22 protein-coding genes and 2 pseudogenes are annotated in these 25938 nt (G+C 40.9%); 16 read left to right on the top strand and 8 right to left on the bottom strand.

The genetic code is table 11. The annotated features are described in order from the left end of the window. The first annotated feature begins 6 nt into the window (after positions 1 to 6). A complete protein-coding gene (locus tag BXY41_RS17600; RefSeq protein WP_104438183.1) occupies positions 7 to 1296 on the top strand; it encodes an aspartate aminotransferase type Ic in 1290 nt (429 codons plus the stop codon). Between the two features lie 71 nt (positions 1297 to 1367). Here BXY41_RS17600 and BXY41_RS17595 read toward each other — a convergent pair whose 3' ends face one another. The 4 genes from BXY41_RS17595 to BXY41_RS17580 all read right to left on the bottom strand — a co-directional run bounded on the left by BXY41_RS17595 (position 1368) and on the right by BXY41_RS17580 (position 4868). After that, complete coding sequence (locus BXY41_RS17595) at positions 1368 to 2246, bottom strand: LysR family transcriptional regulator (protein WP_104438349.1); 879 nt, start codon at positions 2244 to 2246, stop codon at positions 1368 to 1370. A 129-nt stretch (positions 2247 to 2375) separates the two neighbouring features. Further along, the gene (locus BXY41_RS17590; RefSeq protein ID WP_104438182.1) at positions 2376 to 3041 is read right to left on the bottom strand and encodes a hypothetical protein; all 666 of its coding nucleotides are present in this window, start codon (positions 3039 to 3041) and stop codon (positions 2376 to 2378) included. A gap of 138 nt (positions 3042 to 3179) precedes the next feature. After that, positions 3180 to 4376 carry an NADP-dependent isocitrate dehydrogenase gene (locus BXY41_RS17585; protein WP_104438181.1) on the bottom strand — a complete coding sequence of 399 codons (1197 nt, stop codon included), beginning with the start codon at positions 4374 to 4376 and terminating at the stop codon, positions 3180 to 3182. A 72-nt stretch (positions 4377 to 4448) separates the two neighbouring features. Further along, positions 4449 to 4868 (bottom strand): metal-dependent transcriptional regulator, encoded by a 420-nt coding sequence (locus BXY41_RS17580; protein WP_104438180.1) that lies wholly within the window; start codon positions 4866 to 4868, stop codon positions 4449 to 4451. Between the two features lie 155 nt (positions 4869 to 5023). Between BXY41_RS17580 and BXY41_RS17575 the strand changes: the two genes are divergently transcribed. Both BXY41_RS17575 and BXY41_RS17570 read left to right on the top strand, forming a co-directional pair. Beyond that, the gene (locus tag BXY41_RS17575) at positions 5024 to 5338 is read left to right on the top strand and encodes a FeoA family protein (RefSeq protein WP_104438179.1); all 315 of its coding nucleotides are present in this window, start codon (positions 5024 to 5026) and stop codon (positions 5336 to 5338) included. Then, positions 5329 to 5502, top strand: coding sequence for a FeoB small GTPase domain-containing protein (locus BXY41_RS17570; RefSeq protein WP_242980235.1), 174 nt, complete (start codon positions 5329 to 5331; stop codon positions 5500 to 5502). Before BXY41_RS17575 ends, BXY41_RS17570 begins: the two co-directional genes overlap by 10 nt. Positions 5503 to 5513: 11 nt before the next feature. Here the strand turns inward: BXY41_RS17570 and BXY41_RS17565 are convergent, their stop codons facing one another. Beyond that, entirely contained in the window at positions 5514 to 6911 is a 1398-nt protein-coding gene (locus BXY41_RS17565; RefSeq protein ID WP_104438178.1) for a recombinase family protein, read from the bottom strand. A gap of 128 nt (positions 6912 to 7039) precedes the next feature. Between BXY41_RS17565 and BXY41_RS26835 the strand changes: the two genes are divergently transcribed. Next, a complete protein-coding gene (locus BXY41_RS26835) occupies positions 7040 to 7189 on the top strand; it encodes a hypothetical protein (RefSeq protein ID WP_170072452.1) in 150 nt (49 codons plus the stop codon). Positions 7190 to 7257: 68 nt separating this feature from the next. Here the strand turns inward: BXY41_RS26835 and BXY41_RS17560 are convergent, their stop codons facing one another. Further along, entirely contained in the window at positions 7258 to 7617 is a 360-nt protein-coding gene (locus tag BXY41_RS17560; RefSeq protein WP_104438177.1) for a hypothetical protein, read from the bottom strand. A 312-nt stretch (positions 7618 to 7929) separates the two neighbouring features. On the opposite strand from BXY41_RS17560, the pseudogene BXY41_RS27235 reads away from it, so the two are divergent. The 4 genes and pseudogenes from BXY41_RS27235 to BXY41_RS17545 form a co-directional block, all read left to right on the top strand. Continuing rightward, positions 7930 to 8295, top strand: a pseudogene (locus tag BXY41_RS27235) (FeoB small GTPase domain-containing protein); the annotation flags it as partial. 60 nt (positions 8296 to 8355) lie between these two features. Continuing rightward, a complete protein-coding gene (locus BXY41_RS27230) occupies positions 8356 to 9075 on the top strand; it encodes a hypothetical protein (RefSeq protein ID WP_242980241.1) in 720 nt (239 codons plus the stop codon). A 170-nt stretch (positions 9076 to 9245) separates the two neighbouring features. After that, positions 9246 to 10577 carry a redoxin family protein gene (locus BXY41_RS17550; RefSeq protein ID WP_104438176.1) on the top strand — a complete coding sequence of 444 codons (1332 nt, stop codon included), beginning with the start codon at positions 9246 to 9248 and terminating at the stop codon, positions 10575 to 10577. A 4-nt stretch (positions 10578 to 10581) separates the two neighbouring features. Beyond that, positions 10582 to 12093 carry a VanW family protein gene (locus tag BXY41_RS17545; protein ID WP_242980234.1) on the top strand — a complete coding sequence of 504 codons (1512 nt, stop codon included), beginning with the start codon at positions 10582 to 10584 and terminating at the stop codon, positions 12091 to 12093. A gap of 81 nt (positions 12094 to 12174) precedes the next feature. On the opposite strand, the gene BXY41_RS17540 is transcribed toward BXY41_RS17545, so the two are convergent. Further along, positions 12175 to 13917, bottom strand: a complete 1743-nt coding sequence (locus BXY41_RS17540; RefSeq protein WP_170072450.1) for a methyl-accepting chemotaxis protein — start codon at positions 13915 to 13917, stop codon at positions 12175 to 12177. A gap of 325 nt (positions 13918 to 14242) precedes the next feature. Here BXY41_RS17540 and BXY41_RS26830 point away from each other — a divergent pair, with 325 nt between their 5' ends. The 4 genes and pseudogenes from BXY41_RS26830 (at position 14243) to BXY41_RS17525 (ending at position 17157) form a co-directional block, all read left to right on the top strand. After that, a complete protein-coding gene (locus BXY41_RS26830) occupies positions 14243 to 14395 on the top strand; it encodes a hypothetical protein (protein ID WP_170072448.1) in 153 nt (50 codons plus the stop codon). Continuing rightward, positions 14388 to 16007 (top strand): recombinase family protein, encoded by a 1620-nt coding sequence (locus BXY41_RS17535; protein WP_104438174.1) that lies wholly within the window; start codon positions 14388 to 14390, stop codon positions 16005 to 16007. The genes BXY41_RS26830 and BXY41_RS17535 overlap by 8 nt, the downstream gene beginning before the upstream one ends. Positions 16008 to 16019: 12 nt before the next feature. Continuing rightward, positions 16020 to 16865 (top strand): annotated as a pseudogene (locus tag BXY41_RS17530) (nucleoside recognition domain-containing protein); the annotation flags it as partial. Positions 16866 to 16929: 64 nt separating this feature from the next. After that, positions 16930 to 17157, top strand: a complete 228-nt coding sequence (locus tag BXY41_RS17525; protein WP_104438172.1) for a hypothetical protein — start codon at positions 16930 to 16932, stop codon at positions 17155 to 17157. Positions 17158 to 17209: 52 nt separating this feature from the next. Here BXY41_RS17525 and BXY41_RS17520 read toward each other — a convergent pair whose 3' ends face one another. Continuing rightward, a complete protein-coding gene (locus tag BXY41_RS17520) occupies positions 17210 to 17608 on the bottom strand; it encodes a bacteriohemerythrin (RefSeq protein WP_104438171.1) in 399 nt (132 codons plus the stop codon). 178 nt (positions 17609 to 17786) lie between these two features. On the opposite strand from BXY41_RS17520, the gene BXY41_RS17515 reads away from it, so the two are divergent. The 4 genes from BXY41_RS17515 to BXY41_RS17500 all read left to right on the top strand — a co-directional run bounded on the left by BXY41_RS17515 (position 17787) and on the right by BXY41_RS17500 (position 25322). Further along, positions 17787 to 18584, top strand: a complete 798-nt coding sequence (locus BXY41_RS17515) for a pseudouridine synthase (protein WP_104438170.1) — start codon at positions 17787 to 17789, stop codon at positions 18582 to 18584. Continuing rightward, positions 18565 to 20523 (top strand): NAD-dependent DNA ligase LigA, encoded by a 1959-nt coding sequence (gene ligA / locus BXY41_RS17510; RefSeq protein ID WP_104438169.1) that lies wholly within the window; start codon positions 18565 to 18567, stop codon positions 20521 to 20523. The genes BXY41_RS17515 and ligA overlap by 20 nt, the downstream gene beginning before the upstream one ends. A gap of 3 nt (positions 20524 to 20526) precedes the next feature. Continuing rightward, a complete protein-coding gene (gene metA, locus BXY41_RS17505) occupies positions 20527 to 21432 on the top strand; it encodes a homoserine O-acetyltransferase MetA (protein WP_104438168.1) in 906 nt (301 codons plus the stop codon). Between the two features lie 746 nt (positions 21433 to 22178). After that, positions 22179 to 25322 carry a tetratricopeptide repeat protein gene (locus tag BXY41_RS17500; protein ID WP_104438167.1) on the top strand — a complete coding sequence of 1048 codons (3144 nt, stop codon included), beginning with the start codon at positions 22179 to 22181 and terminating at the stop codon, positions 25320 to 25322. Positions 25323 to 25938: the final 616 nt, after the last annotated feature.

Raw genomic sequence — 25938 nt, 5'->3', positions numbered from 1 at the left:
AAATCTATGAAGCCGTATGTTGAGATGACAAAGGAAGAGTTACAGGAGCTTAGAAAGGAACTTTCTGCGCAGTATAAGGAGTTTCAGGGCAGAGACTTAAAGCTTGATATGTCCAGAGGAAAGCCAAGCGCCGAGCAGCTGGATATTTCCATGGGAATGATGGATGTGTTAAGCAGCAGCGATGATCTGACCTGTGATGACGGTACAGACTGCCGCAATTATGGTGTGCTTGATGGAATCAAGGAGGCAAAGGAACTTCTTGCCGATATGATGGAGGTTGCACCGGATCACATTATTATTTATGGCAATTCCAGCTTAAATGTAATGTATGATACCGTTTCCCGTTCCATGACCCACGGTGTTATGGGCAGTACTCCCTGGTGTAAGCTGGATAAAGTGAAATTCCTTTGTCCTGTACCCGGATATGACAGACATTTCTCCATAACCGAATACTTTGGAATTGAGATGATAAACGTTCCAATGACTCCAACCGGACCGGATATGGATCTGGTAGAGCAACTGGTGGCAGCAGATGATTCCATTAAGGGTATCTGGTGTGTGCCCAAATACTCCAATCCTCAGGGAATTTCTTACTCCGATGAAACTGTACGCCGTTTTGCCCGTTTAAAACCCGCAGCAAGTGACTTCCGTATTTACTGGGATAACGCTTATACCATTCATCATTTATACGATAACGAGCAGGATCATTTAATTGAGATTCTGGCAGAATGCAAGAGAGCCGGTAATCCGGATATGGTTTATAAATTTGCTTCTACTTCAAAGGTAAGCTTCCCAGGTTCCGGTATCGCAGCGATTGCAGCCAGCGAGAACAACTTAACAGACATCATGAAGCAGTTAAAGATTCAGACCATTGGCCATGATAAAGTGAACCAGCTTCGTCATGTACGTTTCTTTGGGGATATTCATGGAATGGTAGAGCATATGAGAAAGCATGCAGATATCATGAGACCTAAATTTGAAGCTGTGATTGAAACTCTGGAAAAAGAGTTGGGCGGACTTCAGATCGGCGAATGGACCTGTCCAAAAGGCGGATATTTTATTTCCTTTGATTCATTAGATGGCTGTGCCAAAACCATTGTTGCAAAATGCAAAAAAGCAGGTCTGGTCATGACTGGTGCAGGAGCTACCTATCCATATGGAAAGGATCCGTATGACAACAACATTCGTATTGCACCATCTTATCCGACTCTGCCGGATTTAAAGCAGGCTATGGAATTATTTGCACTCTGTGTTAAGATTGTAAGCATTGACCACATTTTGTCTGAGATAGCATAAATAGAAAGTGCCGCACAAATCTGCCTCTGATGGGAGATGATGTGCGGCGCTTTTTGTTTGTTTTATGTATATTAGTCGAATAAGACCAGATTAATAAAAGCCTGAAAGGATTCTGTCTGAAATTTGTCTTTATGGAACACAACATGGTTCATACAGCTGATCTCCATATCTTTTACCTCGATCTCAAAAACCTCACCCTTTTTAATGGATTCATCGGCAAAAATTCTTGGTACGACACCAATTCCAATATTTTCTCTGGCTGCCTGTAAAATTACGTCGGAATTGGTACTGGTCCACAATGGTTCTGCGGATAAGTTATTCAGTGCCAGCGCGCAGTCAAATGTATCTCTGATGGTGCATCCGGTCTCTCGTAATAAAAGAGGTTCTTCAATCAGCCTGTCTAAGGATACCGGCTGTGCAGCCCGGTTTGCAAAGGGATGGTTTGGAGAACAGATTACGGCCATGGGATAAGAGGAGAATGGGATTTTCTCGAGCTGCTCGTCGGATACGACACCTTCCACCAGAGCCAGATCCAGCTCATTCTTTAACAGTTTGCTGATGATTTCTCCGGAATTATCCACGGTAACCTTCAGCTGTATGTCAGGATTTGTCAGAGCGAAACGGGAAACAGCGTTAGGAAGTAAGTAACTGGCCAGTGTCACGCAGGAGCCCACCCGCAAAGGTGCCTGTAAGTGCAGGGAACCAGAATAGTTCTCCAGATCCTGGTATAACTCCAGAAGAGGTATTACTTTAGATAAATAAAATTTACCATTTTCATTGATCATTACTCTTCGGGATACACGGTCAAACAGGGGGGAGCCAACGGATTCTTCCAGTTCATTGATGGCATGAGAGATAGCGGGCTGAGTCATGGACAACGCTTTCGCCGCTCCGGTGATGCTTCCTTCCTCACATACTGTTTTAAAGATTGTTAGATGTCGTAGATTCATGTTTATAGGTCCTTCCATTACCAGTGCTTCATATGATAACTTTCATTATATCATTTTGATAATGGGTTGAACAGAGATTTTGAAAAAAATGTCGATTGAAACTAATTGGTTTTGTTGCATCTTACTTTTTTATTTCACCTTATTATAAATCACCAGACTACCGCTGTTGTTCTCATCTGGCAGTAAAACAGGCTTCCCGTTTTCTATACCTAATTCAAATGTGGCATTATAGTAACTTTTGCTGTCATTATTTGTATGGTCGATTGCTTCAACAGATATGGTGAATTTCTTATTGGTAAGAGGTATTCCGTTGCTAAAATCACCATTTAAAGTATAAGCGATGGAGATAGGGGAATATTTTCCATAGATCTTGCCATTTTCAATTTTTGTAATTGTAACTTCCTCGAACCATTCAAAATTTCCTGATTCATCATAAGAACCATCGTTAAATACTCCGATAAAATCGCTGTATTCGGATTTAGCTGCATTGTCATTTATTATTAATCCAGTAGAGTCAACTTTTTTCCCGTCAGGTGTTGTTGCATCTGCGTACATTGCACCATCTGCTCCAACATAGTACTTTCCATCAATCCATGTATTATGGGACATATCACCGTCTTGATTAAAGTGATACCACTTATTATCTATTTTCTGCCAATTACTAATTGTATAATTTCCGTTGCCGTTATCATACTTCCAGCCTTTTCCTGTTTGTTTCCATTCTCCAGCCAGTGAAACGATTGTACTGCTTAAGACAATTGTAGCTGACATTAATACAACCAAAAACTTTTTCATACTTTTTCTCCTATTGTAAATTTATTTTGTGATATTATAACATACTTATTTGTTTTTTGCTAGAAATTGAATAAAATAGATATAAAAATAAAACAAAAGCCGCCTGTCGGCGGCTTTTAAGGCGATTCCATGGAATGATTAAAGTCGTGTTGCAATTGCTTTTATAAAATTCTCACTGTTTAAAACAGTTGGATTTTCTATTGTTGTGATAAGCGCAAGATCTTTTGTCATCTCTCCAGCCTCAATGGTATCGATGGTGGCCTGCTCTAACTTATCGGCAAATGCAGCCAGTTCCTGATTGCCATCAAGTTCTCCCCGCTTTCTTAACGCTCCTGTCCAGGCGAAGATCGTAGCAACGGAGTTGGTAGAAGTTTCCCCACCCTTTAAGTGCTGATAATAATGTCTCTGTACCGTTCCGTGAGCTGCTTCATACTCAAAGTCGCCGTCAGGAGAAACCAGTACTGAGGTCATCATGGCAAGAGATCCAAATGCAGAGGAAACCATGTCACTCATAACGTCTCCGTCGTAATTCTTGCAGGCCCAGATATAACCGCCTTCTGATTTCATCACTCTTGCTACCGCATCATCGATTAAGGTATAGAAATATTCAATACCTGCTTCCTGAAAGCGGTTCTCATACTCAGCATCAAAGATGTCCTGGAAAATGTCCTTAAAGGTGTGGTCATACTTTTTGGAGATGGTATCCTTGGTTGCAAACCATAAGTCCTGCTTTGTATCCAGTGCATAATTAAAGCAGCTTCTTGCGAAGCTTTCAATGGAATTGTTAATATTATGCATACCCTGGACAATCCCGGCGCTCTCAAAGTTATGAACCAGTTCCCGTACCTCTGTTCCGTCAGCGGCAGTATAGACAAGTTCTACTTTGCCGGCACCGGGGATCTTCATCTCAGATCCTTTGTAAACATCACCGTAAGCATGTCTGGCAATGGTAATGGGTTTTTTCCAGTTTATAACACATGGTTCGATTCCTTTCACAACAATAGGCGCCCGGAATACGGTTCCGTCGAGAATTGCACGAATGGTGCCGTTGGGGCTTTTCCACATCTCTTTTAAGTTGTATTCTTTTACACGGGCAGCATTTGGCGTAATGGTGGCGCATTTAACGGCTACTTTATATTTCTTTGTGGCCAGAGCAGAATCAGTGGTCACTTTATCATCTGTCTGATCCCGGTATTCCAGTCCAAGGTCATAATATTCTGTCTTTAAGTCAATATAGGGCAGCAGAAGGTTGTCCTTAATCATCTGCCAGAGAATACGGGTCATCTCGTCGCCATCCATTTCGACTATGGGGGTTGTCATCTTAATCTTATCCATGTGTTTCTCCTCCTTAGAAATGTTCGTGTTATGCTATAGTATACGACGAAATATCAAATCACACAAGCATATCTATGCAAATTTATCCAACCATTTTTGAATATTATACACTGTTTCCGGATCAATAAAATGCTCAACTTTTTCCACCTGTTCCAGATCATCTGTTTTCTGATTGACATAACAAAAAAAACGGGTAAGAATCTGGTGTCTGAACAGGAGGTATTCCCCTAACTCTTTTCCGTCACTGGTCAGAGAAACAGTCCCGTATTTTTCAAAGCCAACCAGCCCCTGCTTCCTTAAATTACCAGTCATTTTTGAAGCAGAGGAGGGCTTGACATGAAGACACTCTGCCAGTTCCTTAATGCGTACAGGCTGGTTCTCCTGAGATAACCGGTATATCATCTCCAGGTAATCTTCCATCGAGGATGTGATTTTTGTATGCTCCAAAAGAGAGTAACCCTTTAATGTATAAAAATTATCGTTCTGAGGCATAGTCAGTTCCTCCTTATATACGGCTGTTAGTTATATCTATTCATAGCCGGTGGATTCTATGAATTACCAGGGAGGCAGGGGATAAGAAAGACAGGAACCTGTTTTTTATTAAATGCATATGTTAGGATATGGAAACTTTTTCGGAGGTTAAAGAGATGTCGGGACGATTTTGCTTAAATGACTTAAAAAGAGGTCAGAAAGGAATCATTTCCAGACTGACCGTTTGTGATGATATGAGACGGAGATTACAGGATATGGGACTGATTGAGGGCACTGTAGTGGAGTGTGTGGGTAAAAGTCCTCTTGGGGATCCTACTGCATTTTTAATCAGAGGTGCTGTAATCGCCCTGCGAAATGAAGATTCCGTCAGGGTTTTGATACAGAATCACGACCAGGAGTCCTTTGAACCCAGTTATGGAGAGGGGATTGCGGCTGCCTGTGTCACTGCGGAGGAAGACATATGGGACTAAGCAGAGAATCCATGGGAATCAAATCGGTAGACTGTGGACTGGAGATTAAAAAAAAGGAGCCGGAAGATCTGGTGATAGCGCTGGCCGGAAACCCCAATGTGGGGAAAAGTACGGTATTTAATCAGATGACTGGGATGAACCAGCACACCGGATCGTGCATTTAGTGGTAAAATGGTTATAAAAAAATAATAGTATATTCCCTGCAACAGCCGGAGCGCTTACTCAGGCGTATTTCTTTGATGACTGACCGCCAGAACAGGCGCTTTTGCTGGTTATCAAGGCGCTGATACATGCTTTCAAAATCTTTATTAATCATGTTTATGAAAGCTTCCGGATTTTTGGCCGGCTGCTTTATATCCGTAAGTTTATTCAGCTGATTCTCTAATTCTTCCCTGTCCGTTTTATATTCTTCCAGTGTAATTGCTTCATTTAAATATAAATCCTTTAACCGGCCAATTTTCTTTTGAAGCTGATTTTTTTTCTGACGGTTATCAGCTGTTTTTTTGCTTTTTGCTTCAAAGTCTGCTATATAAGTTCCAAACTGTTCTTTTACATTTTTCATAAGATATTCCTCAATGCGGACTTCCCTGATTGCTCCCCCGTTGCCACACTTCCTGAAAGATCGGTGATGTTTGCATTCGTAGGCTGGATATTTATATCGGAGCACTGTTTTGTCTTTTTGCTTTGAAACTGAGTTGATATGACAGCCGCTCATTTTTTGACCGCATTCAGCGCATACCAGAAGGCCGGTAAAAATGTAGGGGTATTTCTGGCTGGATTTTATATTGCTGTTATGATCCAGGATGCGCTGAATCTGCTGGAAGGCTTCATCGGAAATCAGACGGGGACAGTAAGTCTCATTGTTTCTGTAACGTCCGGTGATTTTTTCATTACGAAGAATTGACTGTTTAAAGTTTTGTACAGACATAATGATTCCGTGTGTCTCTTTTAAATAGTTTACAGCCTGATTCATGGACTGGTGTTTTAAGAAATAAAAAATCGTGTCTTGTATGGCAGGGGCTTCCTCTGACAGTACCAGATGCTTATTCTCAATCCGGTATCCGTGTGGGACTTTGCCAGATATGACTTCCCCGTGGGCGACCTTTGTGCGAAAGACATCAGCCACACGAAGACCGCCATTTTGTGCTTCAAGTTCAGCCCAGGTCATGGATTGAGCCACGAATGCCCGGCCATAGGGAGTGGAGGTGTCAAAGAAGGGCTGGTCGATGGCGGTCCATGCTGCGTGGTGTTTTTCCAGGACCGCCTGGGTATTGAGATAGTGGCGCAGGCTGCGAAACCATCGGTCCAGCTTGGTAAATATAATCAGATCCACAAGCCCTTCCTTTACATGATTCATTAAACGGGTAAAGTCGTCCCGGTCAATTTTCTGACCGGAAACGCCGTCATCCAGATAAATATCCTGCAGAACCATATTTTTATGTTCTTCGATGTATTTGATGCCCCGCTCTTTTTGATCTCTTATGGAATCCCCGCGTTCCGCCTGTTCATCGGAAGACACACGGATGTAGACGGCTACACGCATCAGTTTCTCTGATTCCTCAGCACGTTTCATTCTATCATCTCCTGGTATAATCTACTCCCTCCGTCAGAAAATTAAAACCCGTTTTCTGTGATTGCTTTAAATAAGGTAAGAAGGACAAACAACGGAACATACAATGAACCAGAAAGGAGGTGGTAGTAGTGGCAGATACTATCACCACAGTAAATCAGGCAGATCCGGTCAGGGCATTTGAAGCGCTGGCAAGAATTATAGGGGAAAAAGAGGGAGTGGAAATTACTCTGAAAAATCTTAGGAAAAAAGAAGAAAAAGAAACTGGATCAACGGAATGATTCTATATAAAAAGGCAGATCGGATTGACGGATCTGCCTTTTGAAATGCTATGTAGGAATCTTACTTACTAATTAGAAGCTTTCTTTGTTTCTGTTACTGCTGACTTGCTGTCTTTTGCAGCTGCTGTGGATTCTGCCTTTACTTTGCTGTCGCCAGTCTTGGACTCTGCAGCAGTTGTTTCATCTTTCTTGGTTTCGTCCTTCTTTGTTTCTTCTTTCTTAGTATCGTCTTTTTTGGTTTCTGCTAAGGAACTGCTTTCTTTTACGTCTTTTTTAGTTTCAGCTGGTTTTGTGGTTGCTTCGGTGGTTACTTCTGCTTTTGTAGCGGCAGTTGTTTCAGAACTTTTCGTATTTCCACATGCGGAGATAGCTGCCATTGTTAATACTGCAACACCTGTCAGTACCAGTTTCTTTGTTGTTAACCTCATAATTATATCCTCCTTGAGACTGCATAGGTATTATGGTTGTATGGCTTCCGGTTGTCCTATGTCCCTGAAGTCAGAACTCAGTGTAGCACCGAAATTGAATAAAATCAATGGCAAATTTGTTATTTATTTCTTAAAAAAAATTAAGTTGTATTAAAAAAATAGAAATCAGCTAAAATTAAGAATAAATTCACAAATATTTCACAGTTTGAACAAACTTCCATCACAAACCCGTTTTCTGACTTCCGGATTTTGATCTGACCGTGTTAAAATGGCTCTTTTTCATTTTTCGTCTAACCGCATCAACCCACCGGAAACTGGCCCGGCAAAACGGTCGCCAATGCCCAGGGCTGGTGTCGGGATGGGGATCAGGGGTATGTTATGGTGGATATTCCAGGCTGTTATTCCCTTATGGCACACTCTACAGAAGAGGAGGTGGCACGGGATTTCATCTGCTTTGAAAATCCCGATGCAGTAGTAACAGTTTGTGATGCAACCTGTCTGGAGAGGAATTTAAACCTGGTACTCCAGATTATGGAGGCAGCGGACCGTGTGGTAGTCTGTGTAAACCTTATGGATGAGGCAAAGAAGAAACGGATTGTTTTAAATCTGGATGTTCTGGAGGAACGGCTCCACGCCCCTGTAGCAGGAACAACAGCAAGAAGCAAAAAGGGACTGAATCAGATTTACCAGGGGTTAAAGCGGTGCATCAGGGAAAAGGAGACTAATTATGAAAGACCTGTGCTCATATATTATCCCCAATATATTGAAGAGGCAATTGAAAGGCTGGCGCCTGCTGTGGAGGAAGTATCAGACGGAGCAGTTAAGGTCCGGTGGCTTTGTGCAAGGCTTTTGGATGCCAATGAAAACCTGATGGGAGCAGTAAACAGATATTTAAAGCCTTTGGCAGATTCGGAGGCTGTAAAGGCATGCCTTACTGATATCTGGAGTGAATGGAAAGAGCAGGGAATCAGCCAGGAACAGGTTAGCGATGATATGGCTGCTGTATTTATCCGGAAAGCAGAAGAGTTATGTAAGGGAGTCGTGGTATTTGAGAATAAAACCTATAACGGAAAAGACCGGAAACTGGACCGTCTCTTTACCAGTAAAGCAACTGGATTTCCTATTATGTTTCTGGTTCTTCTGGGGATTTTCTGGCTGACTATCACAGGTGCCAATTATCCATCCCAGCTATTAAGTAATTTGTTATTTGGTATTGAAGACCGCCTGGCCATTGCCGCAGATGCAGCGGGGATTCCGTCAATTCTGTCCGGGCTTTTCATTCACGGTGTATACCGGGTGCTGGCGTGGGTAATATCGGTTATGCTGCCACCTATGGCCATTTTCTTTCCTCTTTTTACTCTGTTGGAAGATTTTGGTTATCTTCCCAGAGTAGCCTTTAATTTAGACCGGTGCTTTAAACGATGTTCTGCCTGCGGAAAGCAGGCGCTGACCATGTGACAGAAGAAATCTATGCTTTTTTTCGCTGTTAAATCCTGGATTACTATCTTGACACTTTTTATTCTGAATGTTATAGTTACAAATATAAACTGTAATTAAAAATAGTACAGAAACACGAGGTTAACTGCCACAAACAGGCGGTAAAAGTATCACTTACAGGAGGTAATCATTTGGGATTTTCGATTGACATGAGTGTTCCGGTATTAACCGTATTTTTACAGGGAATTGTAAGCTTTTTTTCACCCTGCGTGCTGCCTTTAATTCCTCTCTATATTGGATATCTGTCAGGGGGAACGGGAGTAACAGGTGAGGATGGAAGAATCTATTATAAGCGAAGCAAGGTTATGTTACATACCGTTTGTTTCGTGATTGGAATCAGTTTTACGTTCTTTCTTCTGGGAATTGGTGTCTCAGCACTTGGGAGCTTCTTTCGAACCAATCAGCTTCTGTTTGCAAGACTAGGTGGTATTCTTGTCATTATGTTCGGATTATATCAGCTGGGATTCCTGGGAAATTCCTCTCTCCTGGGAAAGGAGCGCAGGCTGTCCGTTTCCTTTGACAAACTAGCCATGTCTCCGCTTACAGCCCTTCTCATGGGATTTACCTTCAGCTTTGCCTGGACACCCTGTGTAGGACCTGCACTGGCCAGCGTGCTGATTATGGCAGCATCAGCTTCCACCAAAACACTGGGATTTATGTTGATCGGAGTCTATACCCTGGGATTTATTCTGCCATTTCTGGCAGTGGGATTTTTTACCACATCTGTTCTTGAATTTTTTAAGACACACAGGAATGTTGCTAAAAATGCGGTTAAAGTCGGCGGAGTGTTGATGATACTCATGGGATTGCTGATGTTTACGGGAAAAATGAATTCCTTTACTGGTTATCTGTCTTCTGTGAAGTCTCCATTTACGAAAGAGTCAGCGAAACCGGCTAAAGAGACAGAACCATCAACAGAGGAAACGGCGTCTGAAACGATAAAAGAATCTGCCACAGAGGAAACAACGGCTGAATCTCAGTCTCAGGCAGAGGAAACCCAGAACGAAGAAAACCAGATTCTTCCAGCCATTGATTTTACTTTAACAGATCAGTTTGGCAAGACACATTCTTTATCGGATTATAAAGGAAAAACCATCTTTTTAAATTTCTGGGCGACCTGGTGTCCGCCCTGCAGGGCAGAGATGCCGGATATACAGAAAATATATGAGACCTACAGCACAGAAGGCGATGACGGTCTGATTGTTCTTGGAGTAGCAGCTCCCGGTTACGGGGATGAAAAGGATGAGGAGGGTATCAAAAAATTTTTAAAAGATAATGGATACACCTATCCGGTTCTCATGGATACAGAAGCAGAATTATTTGATGCGTATGGGATATACTCCTATCCAACTACCTTTATGATTGACCGGGATGGCAATGTATTTGGATATGCAAGCGGACAGTTATCAGAGGATACTATGAAGAGTATTATTGATCAGACAAGGAAAGGAGTAAGAAACTAAGAATATGGATAAAAACAGGGCGAGAAGAAAACGTGAAAGAAGAAATCGGAGAATCATTTATGGATCATTGCTAATAGCTGCCCTGTCAACGGTTGGTATATTATATAGCTTTGGAAACAGCAAAAAAACCAAAGATTCTGACAGCAGCCAGGTGATCGCAGAAACCAAAGAAAAAGAAACAGTCCCGGAGAAAGCGCTGGTATCAGCCAGGATTGGAAATACCGATCTCTCCGGATTGACTGTAAAAGAGGCTAAGGACACCATTGAAGAGCGTTACCAGTGGGGAATGACGGTTACAGACGGAACAGATGCAGTTGTAATCGATGATATAGTAAGTAGTCAGCTGGAGAAGATTATGAAGCAGCTGAGTGAAACCCCGGCAGATCAGCCACAGGATTATCAGCTGGATTACGATTCCATGAAGGAAGGATTTACAAAGCAGGCAGAAGCCCTTGCCAAGCGCTGGAACAAAGACGGAGTCAATTCCCAGGTAGAATCATTTGACCCAAAAACGGGGGCGTACAGTTACACAAAAGAACAGAATGGCAGAGTACTGGACCAGGAGAAGTTAGTAAATCAGCTGCTGGACGCTGTTAAGAAAGAGAATTTTCAGGCAGAGATCCCGGCGGAGTTTGCCCTTAAGGCACCAGTAAGAACCCAGGCTCAGGCAAAGGAACAGTATAAGGTAATCGGAACCTTTACTACCAAAACCACCACCAATAAAAACCGGAATCAGAATATCAGCCTTGCAGTAAATGCCATCAATGGCGTGGTCTTAAAGCCTGGTGAGGAATTTTCCTTTAATAATACCACAGGAAACCGTACCAGTGAAAAGGGATATCAGCCTGCAGGTGCTTACAGAAACGGTGTCTTAATTGAAGAGCCGGGTGGCGGCGTATGTCAGGTTTCTACCACCCTGTATCATGCCATTATAGAGAGCGGGTTTAAAACCACGGAACGGAATTCGCACAGCTTTGCCCCTTCCTACGTGGAAAAGGGACAGGATGCCATGGTCAGCTTTGACGGCTATGCCGGACCGGATTTAAAATTTATTAATACCGGAAGTTCTTCCGTTGTATTGAGAGCATCGTTAGACGGAACTACTTTAAAACTATCTATCGTAGGAATCCCGGTTCTGGAGGATGGGGTAAAGGTTACCATTCGTTCAGAAAAGGTGAAGGATTCCGATCCCCTTCCGGTTACCTATGAGGAAAACACAGCGCTGCCGTTTGGAACAGAAAAGGTAGTGGATAAAGGAACCATCGGCGGATATTTTAAGAGCTACCGTGTATACAAGAAGGGCGACACTGTAATAAAGGAAGAGCCGCTTCACAACAGCAGTTATAAAGGGAAACCCCAGGTAATTCAGAGAAATACCACCTTAAAACACGAAGAGACCGTACAGGAAACTCATGTACAGCCGGAAAGCACCACAGCGGCTCCCACTGAAGAACCAGGTGAGACTCATGAGGCTGTGAATGTGGGACCTGGTGTGACAGGAACAGAGAATCAGTAAGACAGAAAGAAACAGAACAGGAAAAGCAATTCTTGATTTTCCTGTCCTGTTTCTTTTTTTGTAAATGGCGGTGCATTTTAACTATATTTTAAACTCTAGAATCATGGCATGTAAGTCTTTTGCAAGATCGGATAAGAGATCGCTGGAGGCAGCAATCTCTTCCAGCGCACCGGTTTCCTCCTCCATAGATTGATTCACGTCTCCGGCGGCCTGGGAATTTTGCTTTGCTATGTGGGTTAGATTTTCAAGTAGAGCCAGTATTGTATTTTTCATATCATACATTTCTTTTCCGGTATCATTTAATTGCACTGAGGCATTTTTAGACGTTTCCATGGCCTGATTAATGGCCTGATAAGTGGCTCTGCTGTTTTCAACCCGATGGGTTTGCTCCGTGGTTATGTTTTTAATTCGTTCCATGATATCCACAGCATTAGCAGCGTTTATTTGCAGATCTGAAACAATTTCTTCAATATTTTTTGAAGAATCGGCAGATAAGGCAGCCAGTTTCTTTATCTCACTGGCAACAACTGAAAAGCCTTTACCAGCCTGACCTGCACGGGCGGCTTCTACAGATGCATTGAGAGCAAGAAGTCTGGTCTGGAGGGCAATGGAGGAGATCAGGCTGCTTGCCGCACTGATCTGATTGGAACTCTCATTGGTTTTAGTCACTAAATCGTATATTTTCTCGTTGGCACGGTTGCTTTCCGCCGTTATTTCAGAAAGGTTATCCATTTCTTTAAGACCGTCATTAATAGACTCTGTAACAACTGTTATTGCACTGTTTATATGATTTGCCAATGAAAGGTTATTATCAATAATATTTCCTAATTGGGTTGTTTTTAAAGCTCCTTCCACAGTGCTTTCCATCTGGTCTTCTGCTCTGTCAGCTATTTCATGAATGGTGTGAGAAACCTCTTCGGCCGCTCTGGCTGAATGAGTGGAAGCGGCAGTCAGCTGATTCGAGGTAAGAGCAACCTGGCTGGAGGAAGAATTTATCTTACCAATCAGCGCTTGAAAGTTATCTCTGATATTTTCCAATGAATTGGCTAAAATTCCAAATTCATCCTTTTTACGTAATTCTTTTTTTGAAATACTGTTTTGTAGATTGAACTCAGCCAGTTCTTTTGCAAAATCAGAGGAACGTTTAATGGAGCGGGAAATTTTATCTGAAAAAAGGAAACCTGCAAAAGTAATAATTCCTGTAAATATCATTAGAATCAGTAAGCAGATCTTTTTGAAGTGCTCCATTTCATTATAAATAGATTCTGCATCAAAATCCGCACCCATGATTCCCACAACCGTACCCTGACTGTCCTTAATGGGATAATAGGAGCTTATGTAGATTCCCCAGCCTTCTACAAAGTTAAGTTTCTGGTCTGTATAGGGAATTCCGCTCCAGGACTGTTCGTAGCAAAGTGCAGATTCTTCCGTATCACCAATATGAGAAAGCTCTCCGTCAGGTGAACCGTCAACCACATACATAAATTTTCCATCAGAGGTTTTTCTAAGAGTGAAGATATGCCTTGCTCCCGTGATCTCCCTGATTTTTATTAAATTATCCCTCTCTTTTTTATAATAATCGGTGTTTTCATCCTCAGGAGAGGTCAGTGTTATAAACTTTTCCACATCAATGTACTTACTGGACTGGAAAACTGTCTGGTAAGCCGTATCGGAGGCCTTACTGGTAACGGCTTTATAGCTTTGCCGGTATAGGATGTATGCAAGTGTCATTGTAATAGAAAGTACCATAATCAGAAAAAATGCAATGATTTTTATCCTGATGTTTTTTTGAAAAGATAATCCTGATGGAAAAAAATGTCTCATAATAAGCTCCCCTGATCTTTTATTTCCAGCCATAGAAGATACTGAAACAATGGCTGATTCCTCACTTGGTATATAGCCTGATTATAGCTTTTAATATTTAAGAGTGCAAGTTACATTTTGTCAAAAATAGTGAATTATACACAAAAATAATGGGTTAGTTTAGGAAAGTTTAAAACAATATGCACAAAAGTTTTGAAAAAATCAACCTTTTAAAGTAGCTGAACTGGATACCTCTGAGTGAAAAATACAGTTTTTCCACGAGTCGGATTGACTTATGTATATGGTACAAACCGTTATGAATAAGATTTTTCAGGAGGTGGGCATCATGGATTTGTCCAAAGAGAGCACCTATGAAAAAAAATGGGGAGAAAAGAAGACTGCGGTTTTGATAGAGCGTTGTTATCAGGGAGAGGCATCCGTAAAGGAATTGGTTCTCAGTCTCTTAAAGAAACGGCTGGAGGCAGGCAGTCGTGATTAGGGAGAAAGACAGAAAGGAGCGGCAGTATAAGGCAGCTTTATACATGCGACTCTCTAAAGACGACGGGACTGGAGAGAGCGCAAGCATTAATACCCAGCGAAGCATGCTGCGTTCCTATGCAGACCGAAATGGTTTTTTTATATATGGAGAATACGCAGATGACGGCTACAGCGGGACTACGTATGACCGTCCCGCATGGAAACGTCTGGTTGCTGATATTGAGGCGGAGAGGGTAAATCTTGTAATTACCAGAGACCTTTCCAGGCTTGGAAGGGATTATATACTCACAGGTCAGTATACGGAGATTTATTTTCCAGCCAAAGGGGTCCGTTATATTGCAGTAAATGACGGCTATGATTCAAACAATCGGGGAAATGATCTGGCTCCCTTTCAGAATATCGTCAATGAAATGTATGCCAGAGATACATCGAAAAAGATTCGAAGCGCATTGAGAACCAAGATGGAAGATGGGGCATTTATCGGAAATTATGCTCCTTACGGATATAGAAAGGACCCTGCGGATAAAAACCATCTTTTGATTGATCCTTTGACGGCGCCAGTGGTGCAGGACATTTTTGAGCGGGCTTCCAGGGGAGAGCCCCCATTAAAAATAGCAAAACTGCTGAATGAGAGGTGTGTTAAAACTCCGGCCAGTTACCGTCGCTATAAACAGCAGCAGGTGGATCTGGAGACGGGTGAGGGAGAAAGAGGCTGGACATCCGGCACCATCTGCAAGATTTTATCTAACCGGGTTTATACAGGGGATATGGTGCAGGGCAAAACCTCCAAGCTGTCATTTAAAAGTCAGATGACTTTAAGGGTACCGAAAGAGGAATGGATCGTGGTAAAAAACAAGCATAACGCCATTGTATCCAGAGATTTGTTTGAGCAGGCAGGAAGGCGGAGTGTACCACGGAAAAAATCAAAATCAGCTCAATTCTCCAATGCATTTTCCGGACTGGTGTACTGCGGGGACTGTAAAAGAGTGATGACAACAACCGGGGGCAGTCATACGGAGGACAGAAAGCTGGTATGCAGCGGATATAAGCAGTATGGAAGAACCGCATGCACCAACCACTACATGAACTATGACCTGCTCTGCCAGATGGTATCTCAGGAGCTTGAGACTCTCATTACACTGACAGAACAAGAGAGGAAAGAGGTTGCGTGTCAGTTAGAGTTTTATGGAAGAAACAGAGGCAATCCAGAAGAAAAACGGGCGGCAGCATCTTTAAAAAAGAGGGAGAGACAGATTGAGCGAATTATTGGAACGCTTTACGAGGATCGGGTCAATAAAGTAGTGGAAGAAGAGCGTTTTTGTAAGCTGCTCACTTCTTATGAACAGGAGTTAAAGGAGATTACGGCAGAAGCAAATACCTTAAAGCAAATGACCACATGTGTGTGGAAAAGCATGGAGGAGCCAGAGAAGGCTGTGGATTGTTTCTTAAATGAAATAAGGGAAAAAAGGATTCCACCTTCCGATCTGCTCCACCAGTTTATTGACCGGATTGAAATTTTCCAGTCAGGGAAAGATCCGGATCAGAAAGACAGCCTGATTATAACTGTCAGGATTTGTTACCGGTCAGAGTCACCAGACAGTAAAAAAGCATAGATTTCCCCTGTCATGTGCATGGGCTTTGGCTGCAATGCGGCAGGAATTGTAGGCTGCCGGATTATTGATTCTCCAAGAGAACGGCTCATTGCAATGATCACCAATAACTTTGTCCCCTGCAACGGACGTTTTCCTACCATGATTGCGATTATTACCATGTTTTTTATTGGAGGAGCGACGGGATCATTTTCCACGATTTTATCGGCAGGGATTCTGTCAGGTATTATTCTTCTTGGAATTTTTATGACCCTTGTAATATCAAAAATTCTCTCTGTAACCATATTAAAGGGGATTCCCTCTTCCTTTACCTTAGAGCTGCCCCCTTACCGCAGGCCCCAGATCGGAAAGGTCATTGTCCGTTCCATATTTGACCGGACCCTCTTTGTTCTGGGAAGAGCGGCTGCCGTGGCTGCTCCCGCAGGTCTGTTAATCTGGCTGATGGCAAATATCACAGTAGGGGATATGACCTTATTAACCCGCTGTTCCGGTTTTTTAGATCCCTTTGCCAGAGTCATCGGCCTTGACGGTGTGATCCTCCTGGCATTCATCCTTGGCTTTCCCGCCAATGAGATCGTTGTGCCCATTATGATTATGGCTTATCTTTCCGAAGGCAGCATACGGGAAATCAATGATTTATCCATATTAAGGGATCTGTTGATTGCCCATGGCTGGACCTGGGTGACTGCTGTCAGCACCCTGCTTTTCTCCCTCATGCACTGGCCCTGTTCCACTACCTGCCTGACCATAAGGAAGGAGACCGGAAGCATAAAATGGACCCTTTTGTCCTGGGCTGTGCCTACGGTAACCGGAGTTATTGTATGCTTTTTGTTTACTACTGCAGCAAGGGCGTTCCTGTAATGTTTAAAGTTACCTATGATTGTCTACAATAGGGGTAAGACACTCATAGAAAGGAGGGAGAAGCGTGAACAGGAGTTACCACGTTTACGCCCTGTCAGACCGGTTAAAGGCCAGAAAAATTGAGCGGGAAATTGCAAAGGTCGATGGGGTGAAGGTAATAAAGATCTCGGAAGACTTAAAGCTAATGAACATTGAGATGGAGAACAGCAAGATTACGGCTGTCATGGAGCGGGTGGTAAATATCTGCAACCGCATTTCTAACGGCTGTGAAGTGCATTATAAGTTTACGTAAGAATAATAAAAAAGAGGGCTTGAATGGATTTCATTTAAGTCCTCTTTGCCGGTTAATGGGCGGTCTTTGCGTATTCGCCAATCTTTTTGTCCATATTTGAAATGTGCTTTGTCAGCCATTCAAGCACCATCTGGTTTGCATTTAAAATAACAAGTAAATTACCGCCTGAAGAATTATAATCGCTTCTAAGCTTGGTAAGCTGGGCAATGAAAGCAGTATGAGCCTGCTTCTGCTCTGCATATCCGGGGTAATGAATCTTCTGCATGTAAACTTCTTCATCTGCAAAATGTTTTTTTGTATAACTTTCAAGAAAATCTAAAAGCTCTCCTACATATTCCTTCGCTTTGTTGTTCTTTCCGGCATCAAAAAGAGCCTCTGCTTTTTCAAACCACATCTTATGCTGATCATCAATCATTGAAATACCAACTGATAAATTTTGTGTCCACGGCATAACGAAATCCTCCTATGTAATAATGATATTTATTATTATAATACTCTTATTAAGAAAAAGCAAACCATATTTTACCATTCAGGAAAGAAAAATCGATTTTAAAATAGAGATAAAAATTTGACGTACCACTTTAGCAATGTTATAATTTTTATCTAGCAAACAGTAAGGGAGAACAATTATGGATGCAAATGGAATCCGTCTGAATAAATATTTAAGTGAGGCAGGGATCTGTTCCCGCAGGGAGGCGGACCGGCTCATTGAGACAGGAAAGGTTAAAATAGATGGACAGGCCGCAGTACCGGGACAAAAGGTGCTTCCGGGACAGTCTGTTACGGTAAAGGGCCGTTCTGTCAGCGCAGCCAAAGGTGAGACCGGCCATAAGGCAGAGCCTGTCTTTTTAGCAGTCCATAAGCCTCGGGGTGTGGTATGCACCACCTCAGACAAGGACCGGGCTCCCAATATCGTGGATCTGGTTCATTATCCTGTGCGGATTTATCCCATAGGCCGTCTGGACAAGGAGTCCGAGGGTCTGATTCTCATGACCAACCAGGGAGATTTAGTGAATAAAATCATGCGCAGCGGAAATGCTCATGAAAAGGAATATTTAGTAAAAGTGAATCGTCCAGTTACCGACGATTTCATCAGAAAGATGCGAAAGGGAGTCACTCTATCCGAGTTAGACGTAACCACAAAGCCCTGCTTTGCAGAGAAAGCGGGAGAAAAGGCATTTCGTATCGTACTGACCCAGGGATTAAACCGCCAGATTCGCCGAATGTGCACTCAGCTTGGGTTCGAAGTGCGCATGTTAAAACGAATGCGGATTATGAATATTGAACTAGGAGATTTAAAGCCGGGCGCTTACCGTGAACTTTCCCGGCGTGAATACCACCAGATGAAAGAGTCTTTAAAAAGCTCGACCAGTCTTTCCTATCAAGAACAGAAAAAGGAGAAATCTGATGGACGAAAAATTAAATAGAATCAAAGAATTGATATCCCGGTTACAGGAGGCAGGAAAGGCCTACTACCAGGAAAGCCGGGAGATCATGAGCAATTTTGAGTATGACCGTCTCTATGATGAACTGGCGGCGCTGGAAGAGGAAACAGGAATTGTTTTATCTAACAGCCCCACACAGAACGTTGGCTATCAGGTCTTAAGCGAGCTTCCCAAGGAAGCCCATGATTCCCCTATGCTTTCTCTGGATAAGACGAAGAGTACGGAGGACTTGGCTGACTGGCTGGGAAGCCAGAGAGGGATTCTCTCTTGGAAGCTGGATGGACTGACGGTTGTTCTGGTTTACCGGGAGGGGACGCTTCAAAAAGCGGTAACACGGGGAAATGGAGAGATCGGAGAGGTAATTACCAATAATGCAAGAGTATTTGCAAACATTCCTCTTACCATTTCTTATCAGGGAGAACTGGTAATAAGGGGAGAGGCTGTCATAAAATACACTGACTTTAACCGGATTAATGACGAGATTGAGGATGTGACTGCAAAGTATAAGAATCCAAGGAATTTGTGCAGCGGTTCCGTCAGACAGTTAAACAACCAGATCACCGCCCGCCGAAACGTAAATTTCGAGGCATTTGCACTGGTTTCCGCCCCAGGTGTTGATTTTAAAAACTCCAGAGCTGAGCAGTTTCAGTGGCTGAAAGCCCAGGGCTTTGATGTGGTGGATTATAAGATCGTAACGAAAGATACCATCGGGGAAGCGGTTGCTGAATTCGCAAAGACTGTACCGGAATATGACATTCCATCAGACGGACTGGTGCTTTTATATGATGATATTGCTTATGGGGAATCTCTTGGACGGACTGCAAAGTTCCCACGCAATGCCATCGCATTTAAATGGGCTGATGAGATCAGGGAGACTACGCTGACAGAAATTGAATGGAGTGCGTCAAGAACCGGTCTGATTAATCCGGTAGCCATCTTTGAACCGGTGGAGCTGGAGGGCACGACAGTGAGCCGTGCCAGTGTGCATAATCTTAGTATTATGGAAGCGCTGGAACTGGGGGAAGGGGATCAGATTACAGTTTACAAGGCGAATATGATTATTCCTCAGATTGCCGACAATTTAACCAGAAGCGGTAAAATAAAGATTCCGGATCATTGCCCGGTCTGTGACGGAAGGACGGAAATCCGTCAGGTAAATGATGTGAAAAGTTTATATTGCACCAACCCGGATTGTCAGGCGAAGCGGATCAAGGGCTTTTCCCTGTTTGTAAGCCGGGATGCTTTAAATATTGATGGATTATCTGAAGCTACGCTGGAAAAGTTTATCGGTGCCGGATTTATCCGGGAGTTTGCCGATATGTTTCATTTAGATCAGCATGAAGAAGCTATTACTCAGATGGAGGGCTTCGGTAAAAAGTCTTATGATAATTTAATTCAGGCAGTGAATAAGGCGTCTCATACCACCCTGCCCCGTCTGATTTATGGACTTGGAATTGCTGGTATAGGAGTTGCCAATGCGAAGATGCTCTGCCGGGAATTCCGTTACGATTTTGACCGAATGCGTCATGCAGAGGAAGAGGAGCTGACTGCTGTCTCCGGCATTGGAAAGGTGCTGGCAGATGCATGGATTACTTATTTTAAGGACGAGAAGAATAATGAGATGACAGATCGTCTGTTAGAAGAGGTAACCATTGAGCAGGAGGCGGAGACCGGAGGAGAGAAGCGGCTGGAGGGAATGACGTTTGTCATTACCGGATCCGTGGAGCATTTTGAGAACCGAAAGGCGCTTCAGGAAGCAATCGAAGCACAGGGAGGCAAAGCCACTGGATCAGTTACATCAAAGACGACTTATTTAATTAACAATGATACCACATCCAATTCGTCTAAAAATAAAAAGGCAAAGGAACTGGGAGTGCCCATTATTTCAGAAGAGGATTTCATAAAACTGCTGGAGGGATAAAATATGCCGATTAAAGTACAAAAGGATTTACCTGCAAAAGCCATACTGGAAACAGAGAACATATTTATCATGGATGAGGACCGGGCTTCAAGCCAGGATATTCGTCCCCTTGAAATCCTGATTATTAATTTAATGCCAATTAAGGAAGAGACAGAAACCCAGCTTCTCCGCGCATTGTCTAATACTCCGCTGCAGGTGGATTGTACGTTTCTGATGCTGGAGAGTCATACTTCAAAGAATACTTCTGCCAGTCATTTGAATAAGTTTTATGTGTTCTTTGATGAGGTAAAAGAGAAAAAGTTCGATGGTATGATTATTACCGGTGCGCCTGTTGAGAATATGGAGTTTGAAGAGGTGAATTACTGGGAAGAGCTGACGAAGATTATGGAGTGGAGTAAAACCAATGTTACCAGTTCCCTTCATATCTGCTGGGGCGCCCAGGCCGGACTCTACTATCATTATGGGGTGCCAAAGTATAAGAGGGACAGCAAGCTTTCTGGTATTTACAGACACAGGGTTCTGGATCGGAAGGTGCCGCTGGTACGCAGTCTTGATGATTATGTGATGGCGCCTCATTCCCGGTATACCGAGGTGAGGAGAGTGGATATTGAGAAGCATCAGGGGCTGAAGATTCTGGCGGAGTCGAAGGAAGCTGGGATTCTGATGGTGATGAGTGAGGATGGAAAGCAGGTTTTCATTCAGGGGCATCCGGAATATGATCGGATGACGTTGAATGGGGAGTATCATAGGGATCTGGATAAGGGGTTGAATCCGGACATTCCTTGTAATTATTATGAGGATGATGACCCGGATACGATGCCGGTGCTTTGTTGGAGGAATGCGGCGAATACGATTTATGGGAATTGGTTGAATTATTATGTTTATCAGGTTACGCCGTATGAGTTGTAGGGAAAGTGGCTTAAAACCTTGGTTTATCAAGGGTTCAGACGATATGAATATGAAATCGGACATATCGTAATTTATCGCAAAATGCCGTAGTTATTGTGAAAAATGGTGTACGAATGGCGTACGGTAGGGACAAAAAAATAATAGAAAAGGAGTTAAGTTTTTTGCAATTCAAATCAGGTATTGCTTATAGGGTGATACCTTTTTTGATTCATGTTAAGTAAATCTTGCTGAGGATTTATCTTGTATAATTTTAGTGACCTTTTATTTCTAAGCCAATTGGAAATAAGAGGTCTTTTTTCGTTTAGAAGATTATTTGCACATTGGTTAAGATGGAAAGGAAGTGATAAAGTTGTATCATACAAAGGAGGAAAAAAACAAGAAGATAACTGTAGTAAAGAACATTAAAATTAATGAGTTACATAATTTTGCTAAACCTCCCTTAAAAGTAGAAAGTGACATGGAATTGTTTGAACTGATGAAGAGAATAGCTATTAAGCATCTAATTACGTTAATAGCGTGATTAGATGTTATTTTTTTGAATTATATTGGTAAAACATATACTTTTCTGGTAAAATATAAACAAATTATTTTTCTTAAAGAATAATTTTAATGCGAGATATTGTGAAATGAATTACTAATTTCTTTATAAATAATATGAAACTTGATGAAAATCATAATATGTCTTGTATTAATAAAGTACTATTTGTATTATTCAATATTAATAAGAATGAAAGTTGGTTTAAAAAATGAAATGGTTACATATTTCGGACGTTCATTATAATCCTAAAAGTGACGGACGCAGTTCAAAACAATTACGAAAGAATCTTATCAAATATTTAAAAGATAACAATTTCAATGTAGACAATGTTTTTATAACGGGTGATTTTAGGAATGCATTACTTCAAAAAAATGAAGATGAGCATTCTGTTGCTTGTGCATCAGTAGAATTTATTAAGGAGGTTTCAGCATCAGTTGGTGTAATAAATTCTGAAAATATACACATCGTTCCAGGTAATCATGATTTAACAAGAGATGAAGATTGTTCTAAAATTATTGGGATCCGAAAATCATATAATTGCGAAAAGGGAAGCTTTGAACATGGAGATTTAGAATATTTAATTGAGCGATTCCATTTTTTTAATTGTGTGGAAAATCTACTCCATCCTAACAACAAAGTATGGACAGAGAGTTTATTACCAATTCATCAGTATCGTTGCTTTAAAACTTATAACCTTCTTTATTTAAACACAGCTATTACTTGCGGAAGTGATAATGAGAGAAACAAATTGGTCATAGGCAATGAAGTACTTTATGATTGTTTAGAATCTATAATTGAAGAAAACCCAGATAAACCCATTATCATTTTGGCTCATCATGGTATGGATAATTTTAGAGATGACGAAAAAAAGGCTCTTGAACAGATTTTCATAAATTATCCGGTGAGGTTATATCTCTGTGGAGATGCTCATGATGCATGGAAGAGAAGAATAAATGAAATAATGGAAATAACTATGGGATGTTTAAAGAACGATAAAGATGTGCAAACAGTTTTTTCGATTGGTGAAATAAGAGAAAATGGTGATTTTTCTGTAGAAGCACATATATGGGATTCTAAATTCTCTAATTGGGCTTCATACACTCATTTTAATAATGCTTTAAAGAAATGGGATATCACATCACAAAAATATCACATGCAGGCTAAGATTATTACCAATTCTATACCATTCCCAGCTACTGAGAATTTTATAGGAAGAGACAAAGATATGGCTATTATAGAAAAAATGATCCAAGACAGAAAACTTATAACTCTATATGCGCCCCCAGGAATGGGAAAGACAGAAATTTGCCGTAAATTATTCGAAAAATTTACAAAGGAAAATGCACTTATTTTTAAAAATATTGGTTGGCTTTTTTTTCGTGAGAATATTTTAAATACTTTCTATAATCAGTTTGAATTCATAGAGGAGTTGGACGTTGATACGTATTGGAAGAAAATAAAAAAGTATATAGCTGAAAATGCCAATAATATACTTTTGATTATCGATAATGCAAATGATTTATCTCCAAAGGATCTTACGGATTTAATTTCACTAGGGTGTCGTATTATTCTTACTTCGCGTGGTAAAGTAGATCGTATTACTTCCGTTAAAATAAATGCGATGTCTCTGGAAGAATGTCGTTTGCTTTATAGAATGCACAGTAATGATTATGAATCTTCTGACAATACAGTTGATCATATTATTCAGCTGTCTGATAGACACACGTTATCGATTGAATTATTATCAAAAACACAATATGCAAGTGGAAAATCAAGTCAGGAGATGTTGGCATCAATTATTAAAAATGGTTTTAACCTTGCTGATATTAATGAAGAAATTTCATATACCCATAATCCAGAAGCGACGTTAGAACAAAAATCTGAAAATGTATTTATTGAACATATGGCTAAAATTTTTCATATAGCTGATATTGGTGATCAAGCTGAATTAAGGATATTACAGCATTTTTCTTTATTATCATCCGAACTATTTCCTATGGAAGTTAGTAAAGAATGCTTCGGAATACAAGGTTTAAGTATAATTAACAAACTTGTTAATAAAGGATGGATTAATAGAAATGAAAACCAAAATAGTTATTTTATGCATCCTGTTGTATCGTCAGTAATTAAATATTGTGCAAATCCAGATTATGATGATGTAGAGCCGATGATTTTATGGATTAATCAAAAACTTTATATTAAGCCAAATGAAATGGCTATTCAGAAGTTGTGGCTTTTCCCACATGCTTTATCAATCGTAAATAATTTTATGGGGGAAGAAAAAGAAATATATTCTAATTTGCAAAATAATATTGCGATGATTTATTATAAACAAGGTAATTATGTCAAGGCGTTGGAATGGTATAGGAAGGCTTTGGTTATACGAAAAAAAATACTGGGGGAAATGCATCCTCTGGTCGCTGCAATATATAGTAATATTGCATTAGTGAAGATTAGGCAGGGTAATTATATTGAAGCATTGGAGATGATTCAAAATGCTATTTCTATTAATGAAGATTTATTAGGTCAAGAAAATTCTTCAACAGCGATTACCTATAACAATATTGCATTAGTATATGATTATCTAGGAAAATATCCTGAAGCGTTGGGATGGTATCAGAAAGCACTATCTATTGATGAAAAGTTACTTGGTGAAGATCATCCTTCAACTGCAACAGTCTATAATAATATTGCGTCTATATATGACAATCTAGGACTTTATCCTCAGGCTATTAAATTCTTTTTTAAAGCTTTAGATATACGAGAAAAAGAATTTGGAAATGACCATTACGATACTGCTACAATTTTTAACAACCTGGCATCTGTATATGATCATAAGGGAGCGTATTCTAAGGCCCTGGAATATTATTACAAAGCATTATCTATAAATGAAAAGGTACTGAATAAAGAGCATCCCATGTTAGCTAATAATTATAATAACATCGCACTATTACATTATACGATTAAAGAATATCCCATAGCGTTGGAATGGTATAGGAAGGCTATGTTAATACGTGAAAAGGTTTTAGGAATTGATCATCCTGATACCGCAATTACTTATAGTAATATTGGATTGGTATACGATGATCAAAAAGAATATTCTGAGGCGATGAAATGGTATCAAAAAGCTTTAACAATACATGAAGAGACTCTGGGAAGAAACCATCCTGAGACGGCCACTACTTACAATAACATTGGAGCAGTATATTATGGAAAAAAAGAATATTCTGAGGCGATAAAATGGTTTCAAAAAGCTTTAACAATACGTGAAAAGACTCTTGGTAAAGAACATCCTTTGACAGTCACTACTTACAAGAATATTGAAGAAGCATATTACGAAAAAAATCTATGATTAGGGATTAATATAGGAGAAGGTATTAACTGAAGCGAAGAAATATTTGGGAAGAAATTTTTGAAACGGCATTATCCTATAAAGGAAGTACAACAGTACACAGTATGTTTGTTCCAACAATGGATTATGTTGATCAGTTAGAGATAGAAAAATTGAGTATAAAATAAAGGGTTTTTAATATAAAATCTTCACCATATGATATACTAATTATGTATATCAGGTTACGTCGTGAGTTGTAGATAATGTACAGAAAATAGCGTGTTTATGGCATTTTAGAGAACAGTTCAGTTTGTAACTACAGAAATGCTCCAGTCTTTTTAATTATGTTGTATGGCAGATTAAGAATCGGTGAAGCAAGCATGGTAAGCATTAAGGCGGATTGTGGCAAGTGAGAAGATGTAATTGAAAATACGGAAAATTTAGACTAATTTAATAATGATAAAATATTTGACTTTTATGCATATAAGTATTAATAAAGTATGTATAAAAGTCAAATTTATTTTCTACACTTTATTTTAAGTGTAAATGGTAAATAACCAGTCCAGGTCAATAAGTTCGCCGCCCGATTGGGGCGGCGGTATCTTTACCGTGTTTTTAGTTTTCTACAACGATCTGG

This window comes from Lacrimispora xylanisolvens, assembly GCF_002934545.1.
Lineage (GTDB): Bacteria > Bacillota > Clostridia > Lachnospirales > Lachnospiraceae > Lacrimispora > Lacrimispora xylanisolvens.
Note: the sequence above shows the minus strand (reverse complement) of the source record. Positions and strands in the feature narration are given on the sequence as shown.